The organism is Streptomyces sp. NBC_00210 (assembly GCF_045160975.1).
GTDB lineage: Bacteria > Actinomycetota > Actinomycetes > Streptomycetales > Streptomycetaceae > Streptomyces.
In genome coordinates this window covers 8,650,915-8,669,187 of sequence record NZ_CP108120.1, presented here as the reverse complement: position 1 = coordinate 8,669,187, position 18,273 = coordinate 8,650,915, and the positions used below count along the sequence as shown (strand labels likewise).

Genomic DNA, 18,273 nt, shown 5'->3' with positions numbered 1-18,273 from the left:
GCTGTGCGCCGATCCCGAACGTGCGATGCCGTACGCCGATCCGGTCGGCCGCGCTCTCCACATCGGCTCCGGCCCCGTGGGCCTGTTGGCACCGGCTTCGGCGCGGCCCCACGGATCAGGTGGGATGAGTCAGTCCAGTGCCGAGCCCCAGGCCTTGGCCCGGTCGAGCTCCCCTTCCCGCAGCGGGCCTTCGGTGTCCTCAATGATGAAGCCTTCAGGTTCGGCGGCCAGTTGGTAGCCGTGAGTGCGCAGTCTGCGCGCTATGGCGTGGGCGGCACCGCCGGCCAGACGGAAGTCCGCACGGGTGTCGAAGGCCGCGGCGCGGGCACCGTTGCGGGTCTTGGACAGCCCGTGGAACCAATCCCGAACCCCTGGGCCCTCCGCGCCCTCCTCGGGCTCGTGCCGGGTTTTCTCCTGGTCCTGGTCGTCCTCGCTCTCCTTCTGCTCGGCCTGCAGCCCCATCTTCCGGCTGAGGCCTGACGTCATGCCCCGCATATGGGTCGGGCCGCCCACGACGAGCAGGTCTGCCGCCGCGACTCGCTCCGGGGTCGCCTCCTCCACTCTCAGACAGTCGATTTCGGCGTCTGGCCGGGACTCGCGCACACCATCCGCGATCGCCTCGGCGACCTGGCGCGTATTGCCGAACAGACTCTCGTACACGATCGCGACACGCATCACGTCTCATCTCCTCCAGAACTTCGGGCGTCCGCGGATGCGGACCGTGCCGGCTCTCCCTCTGCCGCCTTCTTGACCGCCTGAAGCGTTGCGCGCAGGACCACGCCGACGCCCGGCGAGACGAGCGCCCAGTAACGGCCGAAGCGCGCCGTGGACTCCGGATCGGTGCAGGCAGTGCGAGCCTCGTAGGGCAGCAGGGACCGCTGCGTTCCCTATCGGTGGTGGACGAAAGCGGCGGCCATCTTCGCCCAGCCGGGCAAACCGAAATTCCGGCAGTGCACTGTCCAACAGCAGTCGCGCGGCGGCCGTTTCGTTGGCCGCGTCGGCGTTCATGAGGGCCTCCCAGAGCCGGTACTTCCCATGTGAAACCGGGTGGGGCTCCGGGCGCGAGGGCCAAATGGCCCGCGACGCGGGTCACCCGGGCCACCTCACTCCATGGCCGGTCGGCGCAGGATCGTGGGACTGGCTCGGAGAGCCTCACTCATGAGAGACGATCGCCACGGGGCATCCGGCACGGTGCATGAGCGCGTGGGCGACCCGACCGGTGTGCGGGCCCATCGAGCCCGGGCCAACTTTGCGGCCTACGGCCAGCAGGCCGGCTCCATGGGCGGCCTCGAGAAGCTGTCGGACAGGCCGGCCCTCCGCAACCAGCTCATGGACCTCCACCGCCGGGAACTTCTTCCGCCACGGCCCGAGTGCCACCGCGAGGGCCCTCGACGCCTCCGCCTCGGACTCCGTCCGTACTCCGGCGTCCATGGGGCCGGGCGCGTAGCCCGAGGCGTGCGGGAAGTCCCAGGCGTGGATTGCCTGCAGGGGCGCGTGGCGCCGAGCGGCCTCGTCGAAACCGAACTCGACGAGCTCACCGCAGGGATGCGACGGATCGATGCCGAGGACCACCGGGGCGTGTGGCGTGAGTGTGGAGCGCCCTCCGTTGGGGCTGGGCACGTAGTCGCGCCCGGCGGCCGTGCCGGCTCGTACAAGAACCACCGGCCGCCGCGCCTGAGCCACGACCGCCTGGGCGACTGAGCCGACCAGGAAGCCGCCGACACCGCTGAGGCCACGACTGCCGAGCACCAGCATCTCGGCGGCCACCGCCTCGGCCAGCAGCCCGGCGGGCGCGGGCCGCGCGATCACGTCCCCGCTGATGTGGAGGTGGGGGTGGCACTCGACAAGCCGGTCCAGCGCTTGGCGCAGAGTGAGGCGCGCCCGGTCCCGTGGTACTTGAAGCTCCGGCAGGGTTGCGTCGTCACCCGCCATTCCTTCCCAGGCGTGCACAAGACGCAGGGGCCGCCCGCGCAGCACGGCTTCACTCGCCGCCCAGTGGGCAGCGGCCAGGCTCTCGGGGGATCCGTCGATTCCCACGACGACCGGTCGAAGCATGATCCGCACCTCCCGTCCCGCTCAACTGTGGGACTCGTACCCTTCCATCACATACCGACGCGGGGCGCGACACAGGGTGCTGAGGTTCCCTGTTGAGGGCCGAACGGCCCAGGCCAAGGGCCGGGCGGCCCGTAGTAGCGGTGCGGCGGCTGCCTGACGCTGAGGGTGTCAGCCTCATACGCACGCCCAGGGGTGCGACATGGATGACACTCCGGCGGCCGTACTCGACAGAAGCGGGCTCGACGCTACGCGAGGGGCCGCTGGTCCGCGCCGGCGGGCCGACCGGGGCCTCTCACAGACCCAACTAGGGCCGGTCGGCCCTGGTACTCCTGCCCGGGGCTGGGCAATGATCGTCTCAGGAAGTCGCAGTGCGGGAGAGATGACAACCGAGGGGCCCGTCATGACCGAGGCACGGACATTCACGGCGGAGGATCCGGTACGAGTGTTCCTCGTCGACGACCATGAGGTCGTACGCCGTGGACTGACCGATCTCCTCGACGCCGAGCCGGACATCACCGTGGTCGGTGACGCGGGCAGCGTCGAACAGGCGCTGGCGCGCGGTCCGGCGCTGCGCCCACACGTGGCCGTGCTCGACGTGCGCCTGCCCGATGGCGACGGTATCGGCGTGTGCCGCGAACTACGCAGCCGTATGCCGGAGTTGGCTTGTCTGATGCTGACTTCGTTCGACGAGGAGGACGCCCTGCTGGACGCGATCATGGCCGGTGCCTCAGGGTATGTGCTCAAACAGATCAAGGGCTCCGACCTGGTGTCGGCGGTGCGCACCGTCGCTTCGGGCCAGTCCATGCTCGATCCCGCGACGACGGCCCGGCTGATGAGCAGCCTGCGGGCGGAGCCGAACGACTCCGATGCCGTGCCGCCCGCGCTGGCAGGCCTGTCCCCGCGTGAGCGGGACATTCTCGCGTTGATCGGAGAGGGGCTCACCAACCGGCAGATCGGCAAGCAGCTGTATTTGTCCGAGAAGACGGTGAAGAACCACATCTCCCGCCTGCTGGCCAAGCTGGGCGTTCACCGCCGCGTCCAGGCCGCGGTCCTGGCGACCCAGCTGCAGCAGCACGAGGCCCCAGACCACCCGTCCCGCTGAAACGCGGAGAGCGTATGGGCCGCCAGCCGGGGTCGGATTGACGTGCGAATGCCGTGGCCGTCCTGGGCACTGGGCGTGGCTCAGGTCCCTGGATCCGTGGTCACGAACCTGCGGCCTGCGCCGCGCCGCCTGGGCATGTGCACCACCGTGGCATTGGCGGCGTCCTCCTGCTCACGGCGGAGGTTCTCCACCTCGATCGACAGTTCCACGGTGGTGCGGCGCATGAAGGCGGTCAACTGACGTTCTGCTGACCGCTGTTGCTTCGCCTCCTTCAGCTCCTCGACCACGGCCGCGTGCCGCTCGGCGAGTTCCTGGGCGGCTGTGGGCACTCTGCCTTGCGCCCTTGCCGCTGAGCCGGAACTCGTCGACCAGGTCCTGGTGTTGTGGATAGACCACATCACGGCGCAGCCCGGACAGGTCTCCTGATGACCAGGCAGGTCGCCCACGAGCGCTCGCTGCCCTCTGAGCGGTGAGGTCACCGCTCAGAGGGCTCCGAAGACGTGGGGGACGTCGGGCGCGCGGCCGGACGGTCTCCTTCGGCAAGGCGATGCTTCTCAGTCGGTGCAGACGGTGCCAGGGGCGGGCAGCGCGCGGGTGGTCAGGTAGCGGTTGGTGGCGTCCCGGGAGCACTGGGAGACCAGGAACATGCTGTAGTCGTCACCTTCGTGGCCGAGTACGACGCTGCCGGGCAGTTGGGCGGCCATGGCCGCGCCGGCGCGGTACGGGGCGAGGGCCTGGTGGGTGGACTGGAGGATCAGTGCGGGCGGTGCGCCGTGGACCGGGGCGCCCGTCTTGAGGGGCTTGGCCGGGCTGGGCCAGCCGAGGCAGCCGGCGATGGCCTTGTAGGAGCGCACGGCCCCACTGAGGTGCGGGGCCACGCGGGCGAGTTCCTTCCGCAGTTGGGTGAGCTGGGCGAGGGTGTGCACCGGGCGTGCGTTGTCGAGGCAGGCGGGCACCTGTACATGGACCGGGTCGAGGGTGTCGTCGGGGTCGTGGGTGAAGTCCGTCGCGTCGCCGGCCTTTGCCTTGACGATGGCCTGCGCCAGGGCTGGCCAGGACAGACCGGACAGGGTCAGGTAGTCCTGGGTGGCTTCGCGGATGTCCTCACCGGTCAGCGGCTGGTGGGCCGTGCTCCCGGTCGGGATGGGGGTGCGGTCGGCACGGGCGACGAGGGCGTCGTACGCGGCCGCGACGTCCTTGCCGTGCAGCGCGCAGTCCTTCGACGCGGTGCACCAGGCGGTGAAGCGGTTGAAGGCGGTCTCGGCGGTGGCCGCCTCCTGGGTGACCCGGGACAGAGGCGAGCCGGTGTCGTCCAGCGCGGTGTCGAGGACCATGGTGCGCAGCCTGCCGGGGTAGAGCTTGGCGTAGGTGCGTCCGAGGAGCGTGCTGTAGTGGATGCCGTACCAGTTCAGCTGCCGTTCGCCCAGCCCGATCCGAACCGCTTCGAAGTCCCGCGCGGTGCTGGTCAGGTCGACGTGGGCGGTGAGCGGGCCGTTGCGGCGCAGGCAGTCCTCGGCGAAGGCCCGGTTGTGGGCTATGAGCGTGTCGAACGCGGCCCGGCCCTGCGGGAAGTGGCTGACTCCGGCGGGCTTGAGCGGTTCGCCGCAGCGGATCGGCGAGCTGTGTCCTACTCCGCGCGGGTCCACCGCGACCAGGTCGAAGTTCTGGGTCATGGCGCCGGCGAACTTCGGCATGCCGATGTGCATCGCCAGTCTCAGCTGCTCGATGGAGGAGCCGCCGGCTCCGTCGTTGAGGAGCAGGGTGCCCTGGCGGTGGGCCCGGTCGTCCGCCGGTCGGCGGACCACGGCGAGGGTGGTGCTGCCGACGTGGGGCTGGGACCAGTCCACTGGTACCTGGATCGATCCGCACTGCATGTGCTTGAAGTCGGTGTCGGCGCAGGCGTGCCAGTCGATGCCGTTGGCGGGGGTGCGGTGGTCGGCGTCCTCGGTCTGCGCGAGCGCCGGTACGGCGATGGTGGTGGCTACGAGCGCGGAGAGGGCGGCTGTCCAACCGGCGTTTTTCCGGTTTCTTGTCATGTCGACTTCCTTGGTCTTGTGCCGCGGCCTGTGCGGGTTCGAGGCGTTGTTCGGGCTGCCCGGGAGGAGGCGGGGCCAGGGGAACTGCGATGCCTATCGGCGGCGTTGGAGGCGCACGAGCGGCTTCAGCGGTCGGCAGGTCCCGTTGGGCTCCGGGGACAGTCAGCCTTGCGAAAACACGCCGCCGGTGGAGCTTGAGGTGCGTCTTGGATGTCCGTCAGCCCTGGGTGGCCTCCAGGGCGGTGTCGGGGATCCAGGAGCCGTGGAGTCCGGCGCTTACCCGTTGGGGCAGGTGGACGGTGGCGATCCGGTCGAGGCCGGAGGCGTCGAGGACAAGGAGCTGGGAGGCATCCTGCTTGAGGTCTGAGGTCACGGTGAGGAGGTAGCCGTCGTCCTCGCGGGTGGCTCCGGCGGCGGGAACGAACACCGCTTCGCTGGGCATGCGGGCGTCGCCGACCTGGTGGATGCGGCGGGCGCCGGTGGTGCGGTCGTACTTGACGATGCCGTAGCCGCCGAAGCCCTTCTCGTCGGGGAAGGAGATGGCGTACTGGTAGCGGTTCTCAGAGCCCAGGTAGTCCTCGTTGAGGGTCGGGAACTCCACGGTGAGGTCGTCGATGATCTGCTCGTCGACGGTACCGGCCGCCATGTCGACCACCCAGCGGCGCGTGTAGGAGCGGGCGACGGGCTCGGTTCCGCGCCCGGGGGCGCCGACCCACCAGTTCCAGGAGAGCTGGAAGCCCTCTCGGTCCACGGTGGGGCCTTCCAGGACGATCCGGCCCTGGCCGTCCTCGTAGGCGTTGGCGACATGCAGCAGGTTGCCGGGCTCGATGGAGAACCAGCGGACCTGCGGGGCGCCGTCGGTGCCGCGGGGCACGATGCCGATACGGGCGGGCTGGGCGTCGCTCCAGCCGTAGGGAATACCGGAGTGCTCGGCCGGGTCGAAGGTGACATTGCCCTCGATGAAGACCACATGGCGGCGGGTCAGGGCGAAGTCGTGTTTGAGGGATGCGGTCGCTCCGGGGATCTCGGCGCTGTGGACGATCCCGCCCTTGGCGTCGGCGACGTAGTACGTCAGGAACGGCGGGAAGGGCGAGGAGCCGAAGAAGTGCAACTCGCCGGTGAGCGGGTCCTCCTTGGGGTGCGCGGTCATCGCGCTGCGCAGCGTGCCGTCGAAGTCGTACGCGCCGATGGTCTGAAGGTCCGGGGTGAGTTCGAAGGGGACGTTCGCCTCGCACAGGGCGAGCAGCCGACCGGCGTGTTCGATGACGTGTGTGCCGGCGGTGCTGGCGGTCAGGTCGGGGCCGTGCTCGGTCATGTAGGGGGCGCCGTCGAGGGCGGGGGTGTGCACCCAGCGGTTGCGGTACCACTCGGCGCGGCCCTCGCGGAGGCGGATGCCGTGGACCATGCCGCTGCCCTTGAACCAGTGGGTCGGGGTGACACCGGGCTTGGGGTTGTGGCCGTTGCGGATCAGCCGGCCGTCCAGCTCCGGGGGCAGCGTGCCTTCCACGGTGAGGTCGGTGGCGGTGATCTCGTCGGTGACGGGGGTGTAGTGGCCGGTCAGGTAGGGCTTCGAAGCAGTCATGGCGGGAATCTCTTTCAGTGGATGGGATTTTTTGTCAGGCGGCTTGTTCGGCACGGGCCTTGAGGTGGGAAAGCCAGTTCTCCAGGGAGTCGTGGAGGGCCTTGCCGAGGTGGTCGGCCGCGGCTTCGACCGGGGCGCCGCTCCAGGACTCCTCGGTGCGGACGGTGACGTGGTCGCCGTTCTGCTCGAACGTCCACACGTGGATGCCGGTGATGCCGTCGGCGGGGCCGCCCCACACGATCCGCTCGCCGGGCACCAGTTCGCGCACCGTGGAGGTGATCTCCAGGCCGTGGGTTCGCCAGCTGAAGGAGTTGCCGGGCATCAGGGGGCCGTTGAGCTCGGCCTGGTCGATGTCCGTGTTCCAGGCGGGCCAGGACGCGATGTCGGTGTGCAGCTCCCACACCGTCGCGAGCGGGGCGTTGATCTCGGTGCTCAGGCGGACGATGGCGGGGGCGGTTTCGTCGATGGTGACCATGGCTGTGGGTTCCTCTCTCTGGATGACATGTTTCGGTGGCGCGGCTGATCCATTGGTTCAGCCGGATTCAGGAGTTTCAGGCGGGTTGCGGGTCGGAGGCCGGGCCGATGGGGGTGGTTGCGGTCCGCGGGCCGGTGCAGCGGGTGAGGAGCAGCGCGAGGAGGGCTGTTGCGGCCAGGACCGCGGCGGCGACGGTGAAGACGGTGCGGTAGCCGGCGGTGAGGGCTTCCAGATGGGGCTGGTGGGTGGACGCGTGGGCGGTGACGGAGCCGGCCAGGGTGGCCAGGGCGGCGAGGCCGATGGCGCCGCCGACCTGGCGGGTGGTGTTCACCAGGCCGCCGGCCAGGCCCGCGTCCTCCCGCGGGACGCCGTCCACGGCGAGGGCGGTGAGCTGGACGAAGGCGATGCTGAGGCCCAGGCCGATCAGGATGCTCGGGCCGAGGAGGTTGGCGAGGTAGCTGCCGTGGGCGCTGATCCCTGACAGCCACATCAGGCCCGCGGCCTCGGTGAGCAGAGCCGCGGTCACGGTCGCGGAGGCCCCGATGCGCCGGGAGATGCGCGGCGCCAGGGCGGCGCCGAGCATGTTGGCGCCGGCGAGCGGGAGTTGTCCCGCTCCGGTCGCCAAGGGGCTGGATCCGAGGACCTGCTGCTGGTAGAGCGGCAGGAAGAAGAACAGGGCGATCCACACCGAGCCCAGCAGCGCCATCAGGAGGTTGCCTGCGGCGACCTGGCCGGTGGTGAACAGACGCGGCGGTATCAGTGCGTTCGGCCGGCGGCGCTCGATCACGGCGAAGGCCGCGAGCAGAGTGGCGGCGGTCCCGAGGGCGCCCAGCACCCGGCCGTCGGTCCAGCCTGCGTCGCGTGCTGTGGTCAAACTCCAGACCAGGCAGGTCAGGGCGAGGGTGACGGTGGCCGTGCCCAGCAGGTCAAACCGCCCCGCCTTCCGTCCGGCGGCCCGTGGCACGAGCGCAGCCACGGCGGCCAGGACCAGCGCCGCCCCGAGCGCGACCGAGTGGAAGATCCAGGGCCAGCCCCACGCCTGCGTGAGCACACCGCCCAGCAGGACGCCGCCCGCTCCTCCCGCACCGGAGACAGCCCCCCACACCCCCAGTGCCTTGCCACGCCCCGGGCCTGATGGAAACTGGTCCATCGTCAGGGCGAGCGCTGCCGGGGCGATGGCGGCGGCGGCAACGCCCTGAACGGCGCGGGCGGCGATCAGCACGCCCGAAGCGGTGGCCAGTCCCGCCGACAGGGAAGCCGCGGCGAACAGCGCGAGCCCGCCGATCAGCACCCGACGGCGGCCGAGGAGGTCGGCCGCCCTCCCGCCCGCCAGGAGCAGTGCCCCGAACGCCAGGCCGTAGGCGTTGACCACCCAGGTGGTTCCGCCGTCCGACAGGCCGACTCCGGCGCGGATCTGCGGAAGCGCCACATTGACGATCGAGGTGGCGAGCATGACGGTGAACTGTGCCGCGGCGAGTGCCGCGAGCACGGCTCCCGGCCGGGGGGCTTGGCGGGCTTCCTGGTTCGTCTGCGTGTGTGCAACGTTCATGGCGCACAGGCTCGTGTCGGACGGTGTCCACTTTCCAGGCCCGGCAGGGGCAAGGACTGTCCACTGCTGTCCGCACCCGTCCACCCGCATCTGCCGAAGCGTGCGGCTTCGGTTGCTATCGGGGGCCGTGCAGCTCCTGCTGCCACAGGGCGTCGCAGAGCAGGTCCAGGCCCTGGCGCAGGTGGCGACGGTAGGTGCCGTACGGAAGGCCCAGGCGGCGGGCTGCGGCCTCCTGGGTGGGTGCACCGGAGAAGTAGCCTGCCGTCAGGGCTTCGCAGGCGCGCACTCCGCGCGGGTCATGGGCGAGGTCGTCGACGGCCTGGCGCAGCAGGGTGCGCAACTCCCCGACAGGTTCACCGAAATCAGCCGCGAGACGGGCGCGCATCAGGGCACAGGCGGCGAAGGCTCGCGCATCGCGCCAGTGCGCCAGAGCCTCACGCACGGCCCTGTCGAAGGCGGTACGCGAGATGGGCGACGGTCCGGGTGGAGCCGGCACTTCGGGGGCTGATATGAAGTGCAGAAGCCAACTCTCCACGGGTACCTGACGCCAGTCGACGCTGAACAGCCCGTAGGTGTGCTCACCGACTCGCGGGCGCGCCCCGGTGTCGCTGAGGGTGCCCTTGACGCGCTCGGCCCAGGTCTCGGCGTCCCGGTAGACGGCGAAGCCATAGGCGCGACCGCGGGCGCGGGCGGCCTCCGCCTGGGCCCGGGAACTACTCAAGTCGATGACGCGCGAGGGGACCTGGTACCGCTCGGGGTAGATCGAGAAGCGGCTTACGCCGATGTGTTCGCCGGGGCTCACCGGGGCGGTGGCATCGGTGTACTCCCACGCTGCCGCGACGACAGGATCGGTGGCAAGGTCCTGAGGGTCGGGAGGGGCCGGCAGAGCCAGCCGGGCCGTGAACGCCACGATCCGGCCCGAGCTCACGAGACGGTAGACGCTGAAAGCCTGCGGCTGGCGCTGTGCCCAGTAGCGCACCAGTTCCGCGGAGGCGGCCCCCTCGGTCTCCTCGGCCATCCGCAGCACGACATCGATGTCATCCGGGTGCAGCGGACGGTCGTGCACCTCGTCCTCGCGGGACCAGGTGCGTAGCCGGGCCAGGGTCTCCCCCTCCCGGAACAGGTAGAAGAGCTCGTCGGTGACGGTCCACACCCGCTCCTCGGGTGCCTCGCGCAGAATGCGCAGGTACTCGTCCGCCAGGCGCTGGCGCATCGTCTCGAACGCGTTGGGAGCACGCCAGCGCAGGTCGGCTGCCAGCGTCTCGCGTGCGGCGTCGTGCGGGTGGAGCCCCCGATGCGTGGGCTCCATGAAGGGCAGGTCCCTCAGCCAGGAGAAGAGCAGATGGGCATCCTCCTCGGGCAGCACCGCGTCGAGCAGTTCCTCGGACGTCGAGTGAGCCTGTGCCGCCACCTCCAGGGCGCGGCGGTGGGCCGCCGTGGGCACCTCACCGATCAACCCCGCCAACAGGGTGCGCAGGACGTCCGCCGAGGGGGCCCAGATCTCCTCCCTGCCGCAACCCGACGATCCTGCCGCGGCCGCGAGGGACAGAGCCAACGGGTTGCCTCCGGCGAAGCGGAGCACCCGGTCCCGTAGTTCGGGCCGGATCTGCGCCGCGACCAGCAGGCTGCGGGCCTGTTCCTCGGAGAACGGCTCCAATTCGGTCACGTGCAGGAGCCCGGACCAGGCCGGATCGGCGGTCCACTGCGGCTGCGGAGCGCGCCGACCGGCCAGGACGACCAGGGTGTCGTCCGCCGCGCGAGGCAGGAAGTGGTGCCACAGCCAGCTCTCCAGCCACTGGCAGTGCTCGAAGGAGTCCACGAACAGGACCGTGCCCGGAACGTCCAGGAAGGGACCGGCGGCGCGCTCGAAATCGGCCGGGTCCCGGCTCACGAACCGGCCGTCGAGTTCGACGAGCAGCCGGCCCGCCGAGCGAGCGTGGTCCGCCAGGCGCCGCAGTAGCGTCGACTTCCCGATGCCGCCCGGCCCGAACACGTAGAACACGAACGGCGCCTGCGGATCGCCGGCCAAAGCCTCCCCGAAGCGCCCGAGTTCCTCGTCCCGGCCGATGAAGGCCCGCACGCGCGCTCTGCTCAGTCTCTCTCCCACGGACACCATGGCGGCTCCCATCCTCCTTGTGCCACCGGACAGCCACGCCCGGAGACACCCATCAGGCCCGCGGCGACAGCCACCGGCACGAGTTACGCAGGGCGGTGGTCCGAGCTCCTTGTGCACCACCCGGCTCCGGCCGGTCGAGGCTGTGCCGCGCACGCGTGTGAAGAGGTGTCGCATCCGGCGCTTCGCAGGCCTATTCCCCTCCAGGACCGCTACTCCGGGGAGATCCTAACGGAGGCCCTGTCCATGTCACCTGATGAGCCCGAGGTTCCCGTCGTCGGAGTGGCCGGTGATCAGGAGGGTGGTTTCTTCGACTCGATGGAAGCGGCCGTCGGGGGCCAGCTGGGCGAAGAGGTAGACCTCGGTGCGGGAGATGCGGCCGTTGTGCTGGCTGAGAGTGACGGTGTGGCGGTCGGCGTAGCGCAGTCCGTCCCGGAGTTCGTCGTGGACCTCTATGTGTCCGCTGCGGATCAGGGAGCGGAGGCGTGTGATGTGCTGGGCGAAGGAGGTCCGGTCACTCCACACGCCGTCGGTGCGCTGGCGGTAGTCAGGGGTGAAGTGCCGCTCGAGGGCTTCGGCGAGGTCGAGGCCCGGATTGAACAGCAAGTCGTTGATGGCTCGGGTGATGTCGGTCGATGTCATCGCTGTATTCGCCTGAAGAGAGTAGAGGCATGAAGTTGGTCCCGGCTGCTTGAGCATGGAGGCATGGACACCGGGCCGGCCAGGGACAGGCCGGGATCAGGGACGGCCGTCAGTCGTGGCCGGTGCCGCCTTCGTGGACGGAGTGAAGTCCAGCGACAGCGAGACAGGGCCTCGGGTGTACAGGCCGGTCTCCTGGTAGCGGAAGCCGGGGCTGTAGCGGACCTGGTCGAGCAGGGGCAGGAGCATCGCGGCGACGGTCTCGATCTCGGCGCGTGCGAAGGCCGCGCCGACGCACTGGTGGAGTCCGGTACCGAAGGCCAAGTGCTGGGCGGCCGCGGTGAAGGAGCGGGCGGTGCCCAGGTCCGGGCGGTGGATGTCGAAGGTGTCCGGGGCGGTGAACGCATCGGGGTCGCGGTTGGCCGCGCCGATCATGCAGAAGACGGTGGCACCTGCCGGGACGGTGGTGCCCGCGAACGCGGCGTTCTCCTCCGCCTGGCGGGGAATGAGCTGGACCGGCGGGGTGAAGCGCAGGGTCTCGGCGATCGCGGCGGCCAGCAGGTTCGGGTCCTGGCGGACCTGCGCCATCTGCTCGGGGTGGTCGATCAGGTGCTTGAAGAGGAGGGCGAGGGTCTTGTCCGCGGGCTCGGTGGCGGCGGCCAAGACGTTGATGATCAGCGCGGTGACGTCGCGATTGCTCATGGCGACGCCGTCGAACTCGGCGGTGCACAGCGTCGATATCAGGTCCTCGCCGGGGTGGCGGCGCCGCTGTTCGATGACCGGTACGAGATAGGCCTCCAGTTGCTCCGCGCAGTCCATGCAGTGCCGGCGGCGCTCGGGGGTGAGAGTCATGCTGGTGATGAACTCGGCGACCCCGCTGTGCCAGGCAGCCACCTGCCGCCAGTCCTCTCTGTCCAAACCGAGGACATCGAGGGTCACGTGGACGGCGAAGGGCTTGCCGAAATCGATGACGAGGTCCATCCGGCCTCGGGAAAGGAAGGGGGCCATGAGTTCGGCGGCGTTGGCGTGGATGGCGCGTATCTGGTTCTGCAGGGCCTGGCCGGTGAAACCCCGGACGACGATCTTTCGCTTGGCGGTGTGCTCGGCCCCGGTCATCTGGGCGAGGACCGGCCCGCGCATCACCGGCTCGGCGCGCACCTGCAGCGTCTGGGTAGTGAACGCCTCATGGTCGGTAAGTACGCGCTTGACGTCCTGGTAGCGGGAGAGGAAATAGCTGTCGATCGCCGGCTCGTAGTGCACCGGAGACTGCTCCCTCAGCTGTGCGGAGTAGCGGTAGGGCGCTGCGGCGAAGTCCTCGGACAGGATGCTGAAACGGGGATTGACCACGGACATGGTGCAGACCTCTCAAAGTGCGCAGTGCCAGGTAAGAACAAGTACCGGGGAGGCGGGAGGTGGACCGTCAGCGACCGCGGCGAAGCTGGGCAGCAGGCCGCAAGGGAGAACCGGTCGGCGAGGATCTGCTCGCGGGTTCCCGGGGGTTCAGGCGGCGACGGTTGGCAACGCGCCTAACCTGGTCGGAATGCGTGACCTGCCGTGTGATGCGCCCCCACCCCCACCTATTGCGTCCGCGCGAGGGTAAGCAAGCAGGCCCACCCGGGGTACAGGATGAGCGAACGGCGGCCCTGGTTCCGGTCGTGGGGAGGGCTTCTCGCTCAGCCCAACCCGCGCCCACTGCTCGTCAGTCAACGGCACACCCGGGACCAACGATCGGATGATCCGGATGAAACACCCTACATCGCCACGCGGGCATCGCAGGGCATCACCAGACACAGAAAAACATCGTGCTCGATGTCAACCGGAGACCGGTCCCCCGGCGTAGACGTAGCGAAGACCGATCGTAAGGAGCGCGCGTTGACCGTCGAGGAGTTCGAGGAGTTCTACGCCTCAGCGGTCAGACGCCTCACCAGCCAGCTCTACCTGATGGTGGGCGACCTGCACGAGGCCCAGGATGTGGTCCAGGAGGCGTTCGTCCGCGGCTGGAGTCACCGGGCCCAGCTCGCGCGGGACGGAGCGCCCGAAGCATGGGTCCGCACGGTGGCCTGGCGGCTGGCGGTCAGCAGATGGCGCCGGAGCAGACGCTCGGACGAGGCATGGCAGCGGCACGGCCCACCGATCCCGGGCAGGGAACCCGACCCGGGATCGGTGGCACTGGTCGCGGCGCTGCGGCAGCTGTCGCCCAAGCAGCGCCGCACCGTGACACTGCACTACGTGTGTGACCTGTCGGTCGAGCAGATCGCCGCCGAGACGGGCCTGTCCACCGGCACGGTCAAGACCCATCTGGTCCGGGGCCGGGCCGCCCTCACCCGCCATCTGGACAACCCGTACGCGAAGGAGGCCCCCGGTGCTTGAGCCCGACGATCACCTGGCGGCCCTGCTGAAGCAGGCGGCCGATGCCGCCCAGGACCGGACCGTGGCCGCCCCCGCCGCCGAGATCCTCGCGCGCGGCACCCGGCACCGACGTCGACGCTTTGCGGTGATCGCCGCCGCTGCGTGCCTGGCCGTCGGGGCAGTGACCGGCGTCGCCACAACCACGCTGGCACCTTCCGACCGCGGTGGGCGGATCGAGCCGGCCACAGACCCGACGCCCAACCCGTCCCCCGTACCTTCGGAGAGCGTCACAGTCGAGCCCACGCCGGGCGAGACCACCACCAGTCAGCCGCCTGACTTGGACAGCTCCACCACCGTGCCGCCTGCGGACAGCTCCACCACCGTGCCGCCCGACGGGGGCGAGTCCACCACGATCCAACCGGACTCGGACGGATCCAGCATCCCCCCGCCCACACCGGGTGACTCCGCCACCGCGACTTCCGACCCCTCCGGCTGACCTTCCCCGCCCGATACGCCCGGCGCCCGCCCCGCCGCCGCCGCCGCCGGGGGATCCTGCACGCCCTCTTCCGCCCCATCAGAACCGGACACTCGATGACCACGCCCCTGCCTACACCCGTACGGACATCCACCCAGCCCTCCGTGCCGTGAGCCCGCCCCGGCACCAACTCCGGTGCCCGGTACGGCACGACGACTGTTGGACCGGCTGACACCCGCCAACCCACGGATATTGCGGCGAGCCTTCAGCATCTCCAGCGGCAGAGAACGGATCAGGAAAAACAATGACAAGTGCAGAGCCAACCGCCTTGACGGACCGTCTGCCGCGACGCGCACCGCTGCCGGCACAGCACCCGGACCCCGTACTGGACGTGGTCGTCCCCGTGTTCAACGAGGAGGCAGACCTCGAGCCGTGCGTCAGGCGGCTCCACGCGCACCTGCGCGAGACCTTTCCGTACCCGTTCCGGATCACCGTCGCCGACAACGCCAGCACCGACGGAACCGCGCTGGTCGCCGCATGGCTGGCCGCCGAGCTGCCCGAAGCGGAGTGGATACGGCTGGCCGAGAAGGGGCGGGGCCGGGCGTTGCACGCCGCCTGGTCGCGCTCCCCGGCCCCAGTGCTCGCCTACCTGGACGTGGATCTGTCCACCGATCTGGCGGCGTTGCTGCCGCTCGTCGCCCCGCTGATCTCCGGGCACTCCGACATCGCCATCGGCACCCGCCTGGCGCGCGGATCCCACGTGGTGCGCGGCCCCAAACGGGAGATCATCTCTCGCTGCTACAACGCGCTGCTGCGTTCCACCCTCGCCGTCGGATTCTCCGATGCGCAGTGCGGCTTCAAGGCGGTACGGCGCGACGTCGCCGAGCGGCTGCTGCCCCTGGTGAAGGACTCCGGGTGGTTTTTCGACACCGAGCTGCTGGTGATCGCCGAGCGGGCCGGACTACGTATTCACGAGGTGCCGGTCGACTGGGTGGACGACCCCGACAGCCGGGTCGACATCGTGTCCACCGCGCTGGCCGACCTGCGCGGCATCGCCAGGATCGGCCGGGCGCTGGCCCGCGGCTCGCTGCCGCTGGGCGGGCTGCGCCGAAGCAGCGGCAGCGAGCCGCGGGGCAATCTGGCCGTCCAACTGGTGCGTTTCGCCGCCGTCGGCGCCGTAAGCACCCTCGGATACCTGTTGTTGTACGCGGCTCTGCGGCGCGCGACGGGGTCGCAGGCCGCCAACGCTCTGTCCTTGCTGACCTGCGCCGTCGTCAACACGGCCGCAAACCGGCGGCTCACTTTCGGGCTGCGCGGCCGCGCCGGCGCGATGCGCCACCAGGCCAGGGGCATGGTGGCCTTTCTCGTGGGTCTGACGCTCACCAGCAGTTCGCTGGTCGCCCTGCACCACGTGGCGCCCAAAGCCGCCCACTCCACCGAAGTCGCGGTGCTGGTCGTCGCCAACCTGGCCGCGACGCTGCTGCGCTTTCTGCTCTTCCGGGCCTGGGTGTTCGCTGCCCGGCCCGGCCGCCTCGGGTCCCGGCCCAGCAGCCACAAGACGGGATCCACCACTTCATGACCACGATGCTGACAACCTGGGGTTCCGGTCCCGCCTTCACCGAATCCCCCGCCCCCACTCCCGACCGGCGGCAGCGACTGCGCCGTGCAATCGAGCACTACGGCCCCGTGCTGGCGCTGTATGGCGGGCTGAAGCTCATCGGCTTCTCCGTCTTCATGTACCTGTTGCACTCCGCCGGGGATTACCGGACGAAGCACCCGCGCTTCGGCGGCGGCGCCAACCCCTGGGACGTACTCGCCAGTTGGGACGGCTGGTGGTACCAGCAGGTCGCCGAACACGGGTACCACCCCGCGCTGGTACCGGTCCCCGGAGCCACCGGCATGATCACCCTCGAAGGGAATTCGGCGGCGTTCTTCCCGCTCTACCCGGCGGTTATGCGGCTGGTCTCCGAGTGCACCGGCCTCGGCCTGTTCGGCGCCGGCATGCTGGTCTCCGTCACCGCCTCGTTCGTCGCCGCCCTCGGTATCCACGCCGTAACGGCGCGGCTCGGGGGTAGCAGAGCCGGCCTGACTGCGGCCGGACTGTGGGCCGTCTGGCCCGGCTCGGGCATGGAGTGGTCGGCCTACTCCGAGTCCCTTTACGTCGCTCTCGCTGTCTGGGCCTGTCACGCCGTCATGACCCGCCGCTGGCTCACGGCCGGTGTCCTCACCTTCGCCGCCGGACTCAACCGCCCCACCGCCGGCGCGCTGATAGCCGCCCTCACGGTCGCCGGGCTGCTGGCCCTCCGCCGACGCCAGGACGGCGTCCTGCGCCCGCTGGCCGCGATGGCGATCGCCCCCCTCGGTCTGTTCGGTTACCTCGGCTGGGTGGGGCACCAAATGGGCGACTACGGCGGCTACTTCACACTCCAGTCAGGTGCTTGGGCTCACGAGTTCGACTGGGGCCGGCACACGCTCAACGTATTTACGTCCGTCCCGGTCGGCCACTTCGACTACTTCGGCGCGTGGCCCATGGAAGACATGATCGGCGTCGTTGTCGTCGTGATGGCACTGATGCTGATCCCGCTGCTGATCCAGCTGCGCCCGCCGGCCGTACTGGTCGCGTACACGGTTCTCACCATCGCCCTCGTGCTGGGCACCCAGCAGTTTTTCGGCAATGTCTCCCGCTACCTGCTCCCTGCCTTCCCCCTCTTCATCCCGCTCGCCATCGCGATGCGCCGCCTCGGAGGGCCCATGCAGGTCACGCTGCTCGGCATCGCGGCGCTGGCCTCCGGTTCGTACGCGGGCTACGTCCTCTTCGAACTCGGCGTTCCGTAACAGCAACCGGACCGTGACCGGCACCGGCCGGATCCTCACGACCGACACCTCGTGACACCAAGACGACGGTTCGACGCCGCGACTGGCGTACTGACAGGCGGCCCCGACACCCGCCCCACCTCGCCGCCGCCGGGAATTCCGCACGCCCTCCTCCGCCTTCCGCCGCTTGCCGGCACGGCAGGACTGGACTCTCGATGACGACCACCCAGCCCACCGCCCCGCCCCGCGCCTCGCCCGTGCGGAATCCAAAACATCATCCCGCGCGCGGGCCCCGACACAGTGCGGCCCCTGGCGTGGCCCGACGCCTGCTGGACCGGCTGACGCCCGCTGACCGGCGGGTGCTGCGCCTCTACGGTTTCACGCGCCTGGGTCTGTGGATCGTCACCTGGAGCTGGCCGCCATGGCAGCCGGAGTCGTGCTGCTGGCATGGCTGTTGATCCGCCGCCGCTGGCCCGAGGCCGTCTACATCGCGCTCAGCCTCTGGGCTCTGGGAACGTCGTACTGGTACCTGTCGATACCCCGCGCCGCCCTGCTCTGGTGGCCGCTGTGGACCGGGCTGGCCCACTGGAGCCTGCGGCGCGGCTGGGTGAAGGAGTCGTATGCCTTCGTGGTGGCCCCGCTGATGGTCGTGCTCGCGATGACCTTCGCCTCGGGCCGCTGGGCCGGTTGACCGCATCGCACTGAAACGGGGAGGCTGGCCGTGCAGCGGCTCAGGTCCGACCATGCCCGTGTCGTACGCGAGGATCGTGGCTTGGACGCGGTCCCGTACCCGAGCTTGTTCAGCGGGGCGTTGACATGGGTCATCGTCCGCTACGGCCGGGGCGATCTCCTCGCGATCGACGAACTCGGCTACGGGGAACTGGACCGCCACGGCGCCGAGTTGCTACGAACGCATCGTTCGGGGGTTGGACGAAAGCCTGCACTGACCCGCCGCTTTGCGCGGCCATCGTGGACCGGCTCACCTTCGGCGGCAACATCATCGAGACCGGCACCGAACCCTACCGGCTCGCCAGCACCAGGGCCCGGGCCGCTGCCCAGCAAGACACCACTACCGGCTGAAAGG

Annotated in this window: 15 protein-coding genes and 2 pseudogenes; 7 read left to right on the top strand and 10 right to left on the bottom strand. The window is 70.0% G+C overall.

What is annotated here, in order from left to right; genetic code table 11:
* Nucleotides 1-129 precede the first annotated feature (129 nt).
* Nucleotides 130-675, bottom strand: a complete 546-nt coding sequence (locus OG729_RS38905; protein ID WP_405810864.1) for a flavodoxin family protein — start codon at nucleotides 673-675, stop codon at nucleotides 130-132.
* Nucleotides 676-1,152: 477 nt separating this feature from the next.
* Nucleotides 1,153-2,055, bottom strand: a complete 903-nt coding sequence (locus OG729_RS38900; RefSeq protein WP_405810863.1) for a universal stress protein — start codon at nucleotides 2,053-2,055, stop codon at nucleotides 1,153-1,155.
* A 400-nt stretch (nucleotides 2,056-2,455) separates the two neighbouring features.
* Here OG729_RS38900 and OG729_RS38895 point away from each other — a divergent pair, with 400 nt between their 5' ends.
* A complete protein-coding gene (locus OG729_RS38895) occupies nucleotides 2,456-3,157 on the top strand; it encodes a response regulator (RefSeq protein ID WP_405810861.1) in 702 nt (233 codons plus the stop codon).
* 80 nt (nucleotides 3,158-3,237) lie between these two features.
* On the opposite strand, the gene OG729_RS38890 is transcribed toward OG729_RS38895, so the two are convergent.
* From OG729_RS38890 to OG729_RS38855, 8 genes are all read right to left on the bottom strand, one after another.
* Nucleotides 3,238-3,486 carry a hypothetical protein gene (locus OG729_RS38890; RefSeq protein ID WP_405810860.1) on the bottom strand — a complete coding sequence of 83 codons (249 nt, stop codon included), beginning with the start codon at nucleotides 3,484-3,486 and terminating at the stop codon, nucleotides 3,238-3,240.
* 225 nt (nucleotides 3,487-3,711) lie between these two features.
* The gene (locus tag OG729_RS38885; RefSeq protein ID WP_405810859.1) at nucleotides 3,712-5,193 is read right to left on the bottom strand and encodes an alpha/beta fold hydrolase; all 1,482 of its coding nucleotides are present in this window, start codon (nucleotides 5,191-5,193) and stop codon (nucleotides 3,712-3,714) included.
* A 217-nt stretch (nucleotides 5,194-5,410) separates the two neighbouring features.
* Entirely contained in the window at nucleotides 5,411-6,775 is a 1,365-nt protein-coding gene (locus tag OG729_RS38880; RefSeq protein WP_405810857.1) for a carotenoid oxygenase family protein, read from the bottom strand.
* Between the two features lie 34 nt (nucleotides 6,776-6,809).
* Complete coding sequence (locus tag OG729_RS38875; protein WP_360875776.1) at nucleotides 6,810-7,250, bottom strand: SRPBCC family protein; 441 nt, start codon at nucleotides 7,248-7,250, stop codon at nucleotides 6,810-6,812.
* A gap of 76 nt (nucleotides 7,251-7,326) precedes the next feature.
* Nucleotides 7,327-8,799 (bottom strand): MFS transporter, encoded by a 1,473-nt coding sequence (locus tag OG729_RS38870; protein WP_405810856.1) that lies wholly within the window; start codon nucleotides 8,797-8,799, stop codon nucleotides 7,327-7,329.
* A 115-nt stretch (nucleotides 8,800-8,914) separates the two neighbouring features.
* Nucleotides 8,915-10,906, bottom strand: a complete 1,992-nt coding sequence (locus OG729_RS38865) for an ATP-binding protein (RefSeq protein WP_405810855.1) — start codon at nucleotides 10,904-10,906, stop codon at nucleotides 8,915-8,917.
* 255 nt (nucleotides 10,907-11,161) lie between these two features.
* Nucleotides 11,162-11,554, bottom strand: a complete 393-nt coding sequence (locus tag OG729_RS38860) for a nuclear transport factor 2 family protein (protein ID WP_360875770.1) — start codon at nucleotides 11,552-11,554, stop codon at nucleotides 11,162-11,164.
* Nucleotides 11,555-11,650: 96 nt separating this feature from the next.
* Nucleotides 11,651-12,904, bottom strand: a complete 1,254-nt coding sequence (locus OG729_RS38855; RefSeq protein ID WP_405810853.1) for a cytochrome P450, cyclodipeptide synthase-associated — start codon at nucleotides 12,902-12,904, stop codon at nucleotides 11,651-11,653.
* A 519-nt stretch (nucleotides 12,905-13,423) separates the two neighbouring features.
* Here OG729_RS38855 and OG729_RS38850 point away from each other — a divergent pair.
* From OG729_RS38850 to OG729_RS38825, 6 genes and pseudogenes are all read left to right on the top strand, one after another.
* A complete protein-coding gene (locus OG729_RS38850) occupies nucleotides 13,424-13,921 on the top strand; it encodes a SigE family RNA polymerase sigma factor (protein ID WP_360875766.1) in 498 nt (165 codons plus the stop codon).
* Nucleotides 13,914-14,396, top strand: coding sequence for a hypothetical protein (locus tag OG729_RS38845; RefSeq protein WP_405810852.1), 483 nt, complete (start codon nucleotides 13,914-13,916; stop codon nucleotides 14,394-14,396). Before OG729_RS38850 ends, OG729_RS38845 begins: the two co-directional genes overlap by 8 nt.
* A 283-nt stretch (nucleotides 14,397-14,679) precedes the next feature.
* Complete coding sequence (locus OG729_RS38840) at nucleotides 14,680-15,954, top strand: glycosyltransferase (protein WP_405810850.1); 1,275 nt, start codon at nucleotides 14,680-14,682, stop codon at nucleotides 15,952-15,954.
* 5 nt (nucleotides 15,955-15,959) lie between these two features.
* Nucleotides 15,960-17,210, top strand: a complete 1,251-nt coding sequence (locus OG729_RS38835) for a hypothetical protein (RefSeq protein ID WP_405811440.1) — start codon at nucleotides 15,960-15,962, stop codon at nucleotides 17,208-17,210.
* A 388-nt stretch (nucleotides 17,211-17,598) separates the two neighbouring features.
* Nucleotides 17,599-17,880: pseudogene (locus OG729_RS38830) on the top strand (hypothetical protein); the annotation flags it as partial.
* Between the two features lie 120 nt (nucleotides 17,881-18,000).
* Nucleotides 18,001-18,269: pseudogene (locus tag OG729_RS38825) on the top strand (ATP-binding protein); the annotation flags it as partial.
* Between the last annotated feature and the right edge of the window lie 4 nt (nucleotides 18,270-18,273).

What these genes read in the sequence shown, in the direction of transcription:
- OG729_RS38875 (WP_360875776.1), bottom strand. Translation starts at nt 7,250, where the DNA reads ATGGTCACCATCGACGAAACCGCCCCCGCCATCGTCCGCCTGAGCACC.
- OG729_RS38855 (WP_405810853.1), bottom strand. Translation starts at nt 12,904, where the DNA reads ATGTCCGTGGTCAATCCCCGTTTCAGCATCCTGTCCGAGGACTTCGCC.
- OG729_RS38900 (WP_405810863.1), bottom strand. Translation starts at nt 2,055, where the DNA reads ATGCTTCGACCGGTCGTCGTGGGAATCGACGGATCCCCCGAGAGCCTG.
- OG729_RS38905 (WP_405810864.1), bottom strand. Translation starts at nt 675, where the DNA reads ATGCGTGTCGCGATCGTGTACGAGAGTCTGTTCGGCAATACGCGCCAG.
- OG729_RS38880 (WP_405810857.1), bottom strand. Translation starts at nt 6,775, where the DNA reads ATGACTGCTTCGAAGCCCTACCTGACCGGCCACTACACCCCCGTCACC.
- OG729_RS38835 (WP_405811440.1), top strand. Translation starts at nt 15,960, where the DNA reads ATGCTGACAACCTGGGGTTCCGGTCCCGCCTTCACCGAATCCCCCGCC.
- OG729_RS38840 (WP_405810850.1), top strand. Translation starts at nt 14,680, where the DNA reads ATGACAAGTGCAGAGCCAACCGCCTTGACGGACCGTCTGCCGCGACGC.
- OG729_RS38885 (WP_405810859.1), bottom strand. Translation starts at nt 5,193, where the DNA reads ATGACAAGAAACCGGAAAAACGCCGGTTGGACAGCCGCCCTCTCCGCG.
- OG729_RS38895 (WP_405810861.1), top strand. Translation starts at nt 2,456, where the DNA reads ATGACCGAGGCACGGACATTCACGGCGGAGGATCCGGTACGAGTGTTC.
- OG729_RS38860 (WP_360875770.1), bottom strand. Translation starts at nt 11,554, where the DNA reads ATGACATCGACCGACATCACCCGAGCCATCAACGACTTGCTGTTCAAT.
- OG729_RS38870 (WP_405810856.1), bottom strand. Translation starts at nt 8,799, where the DNA reads ATGAACGTTGCACACACGCAGACGAACCAGGAAGCCCGCCAAGCCCCC.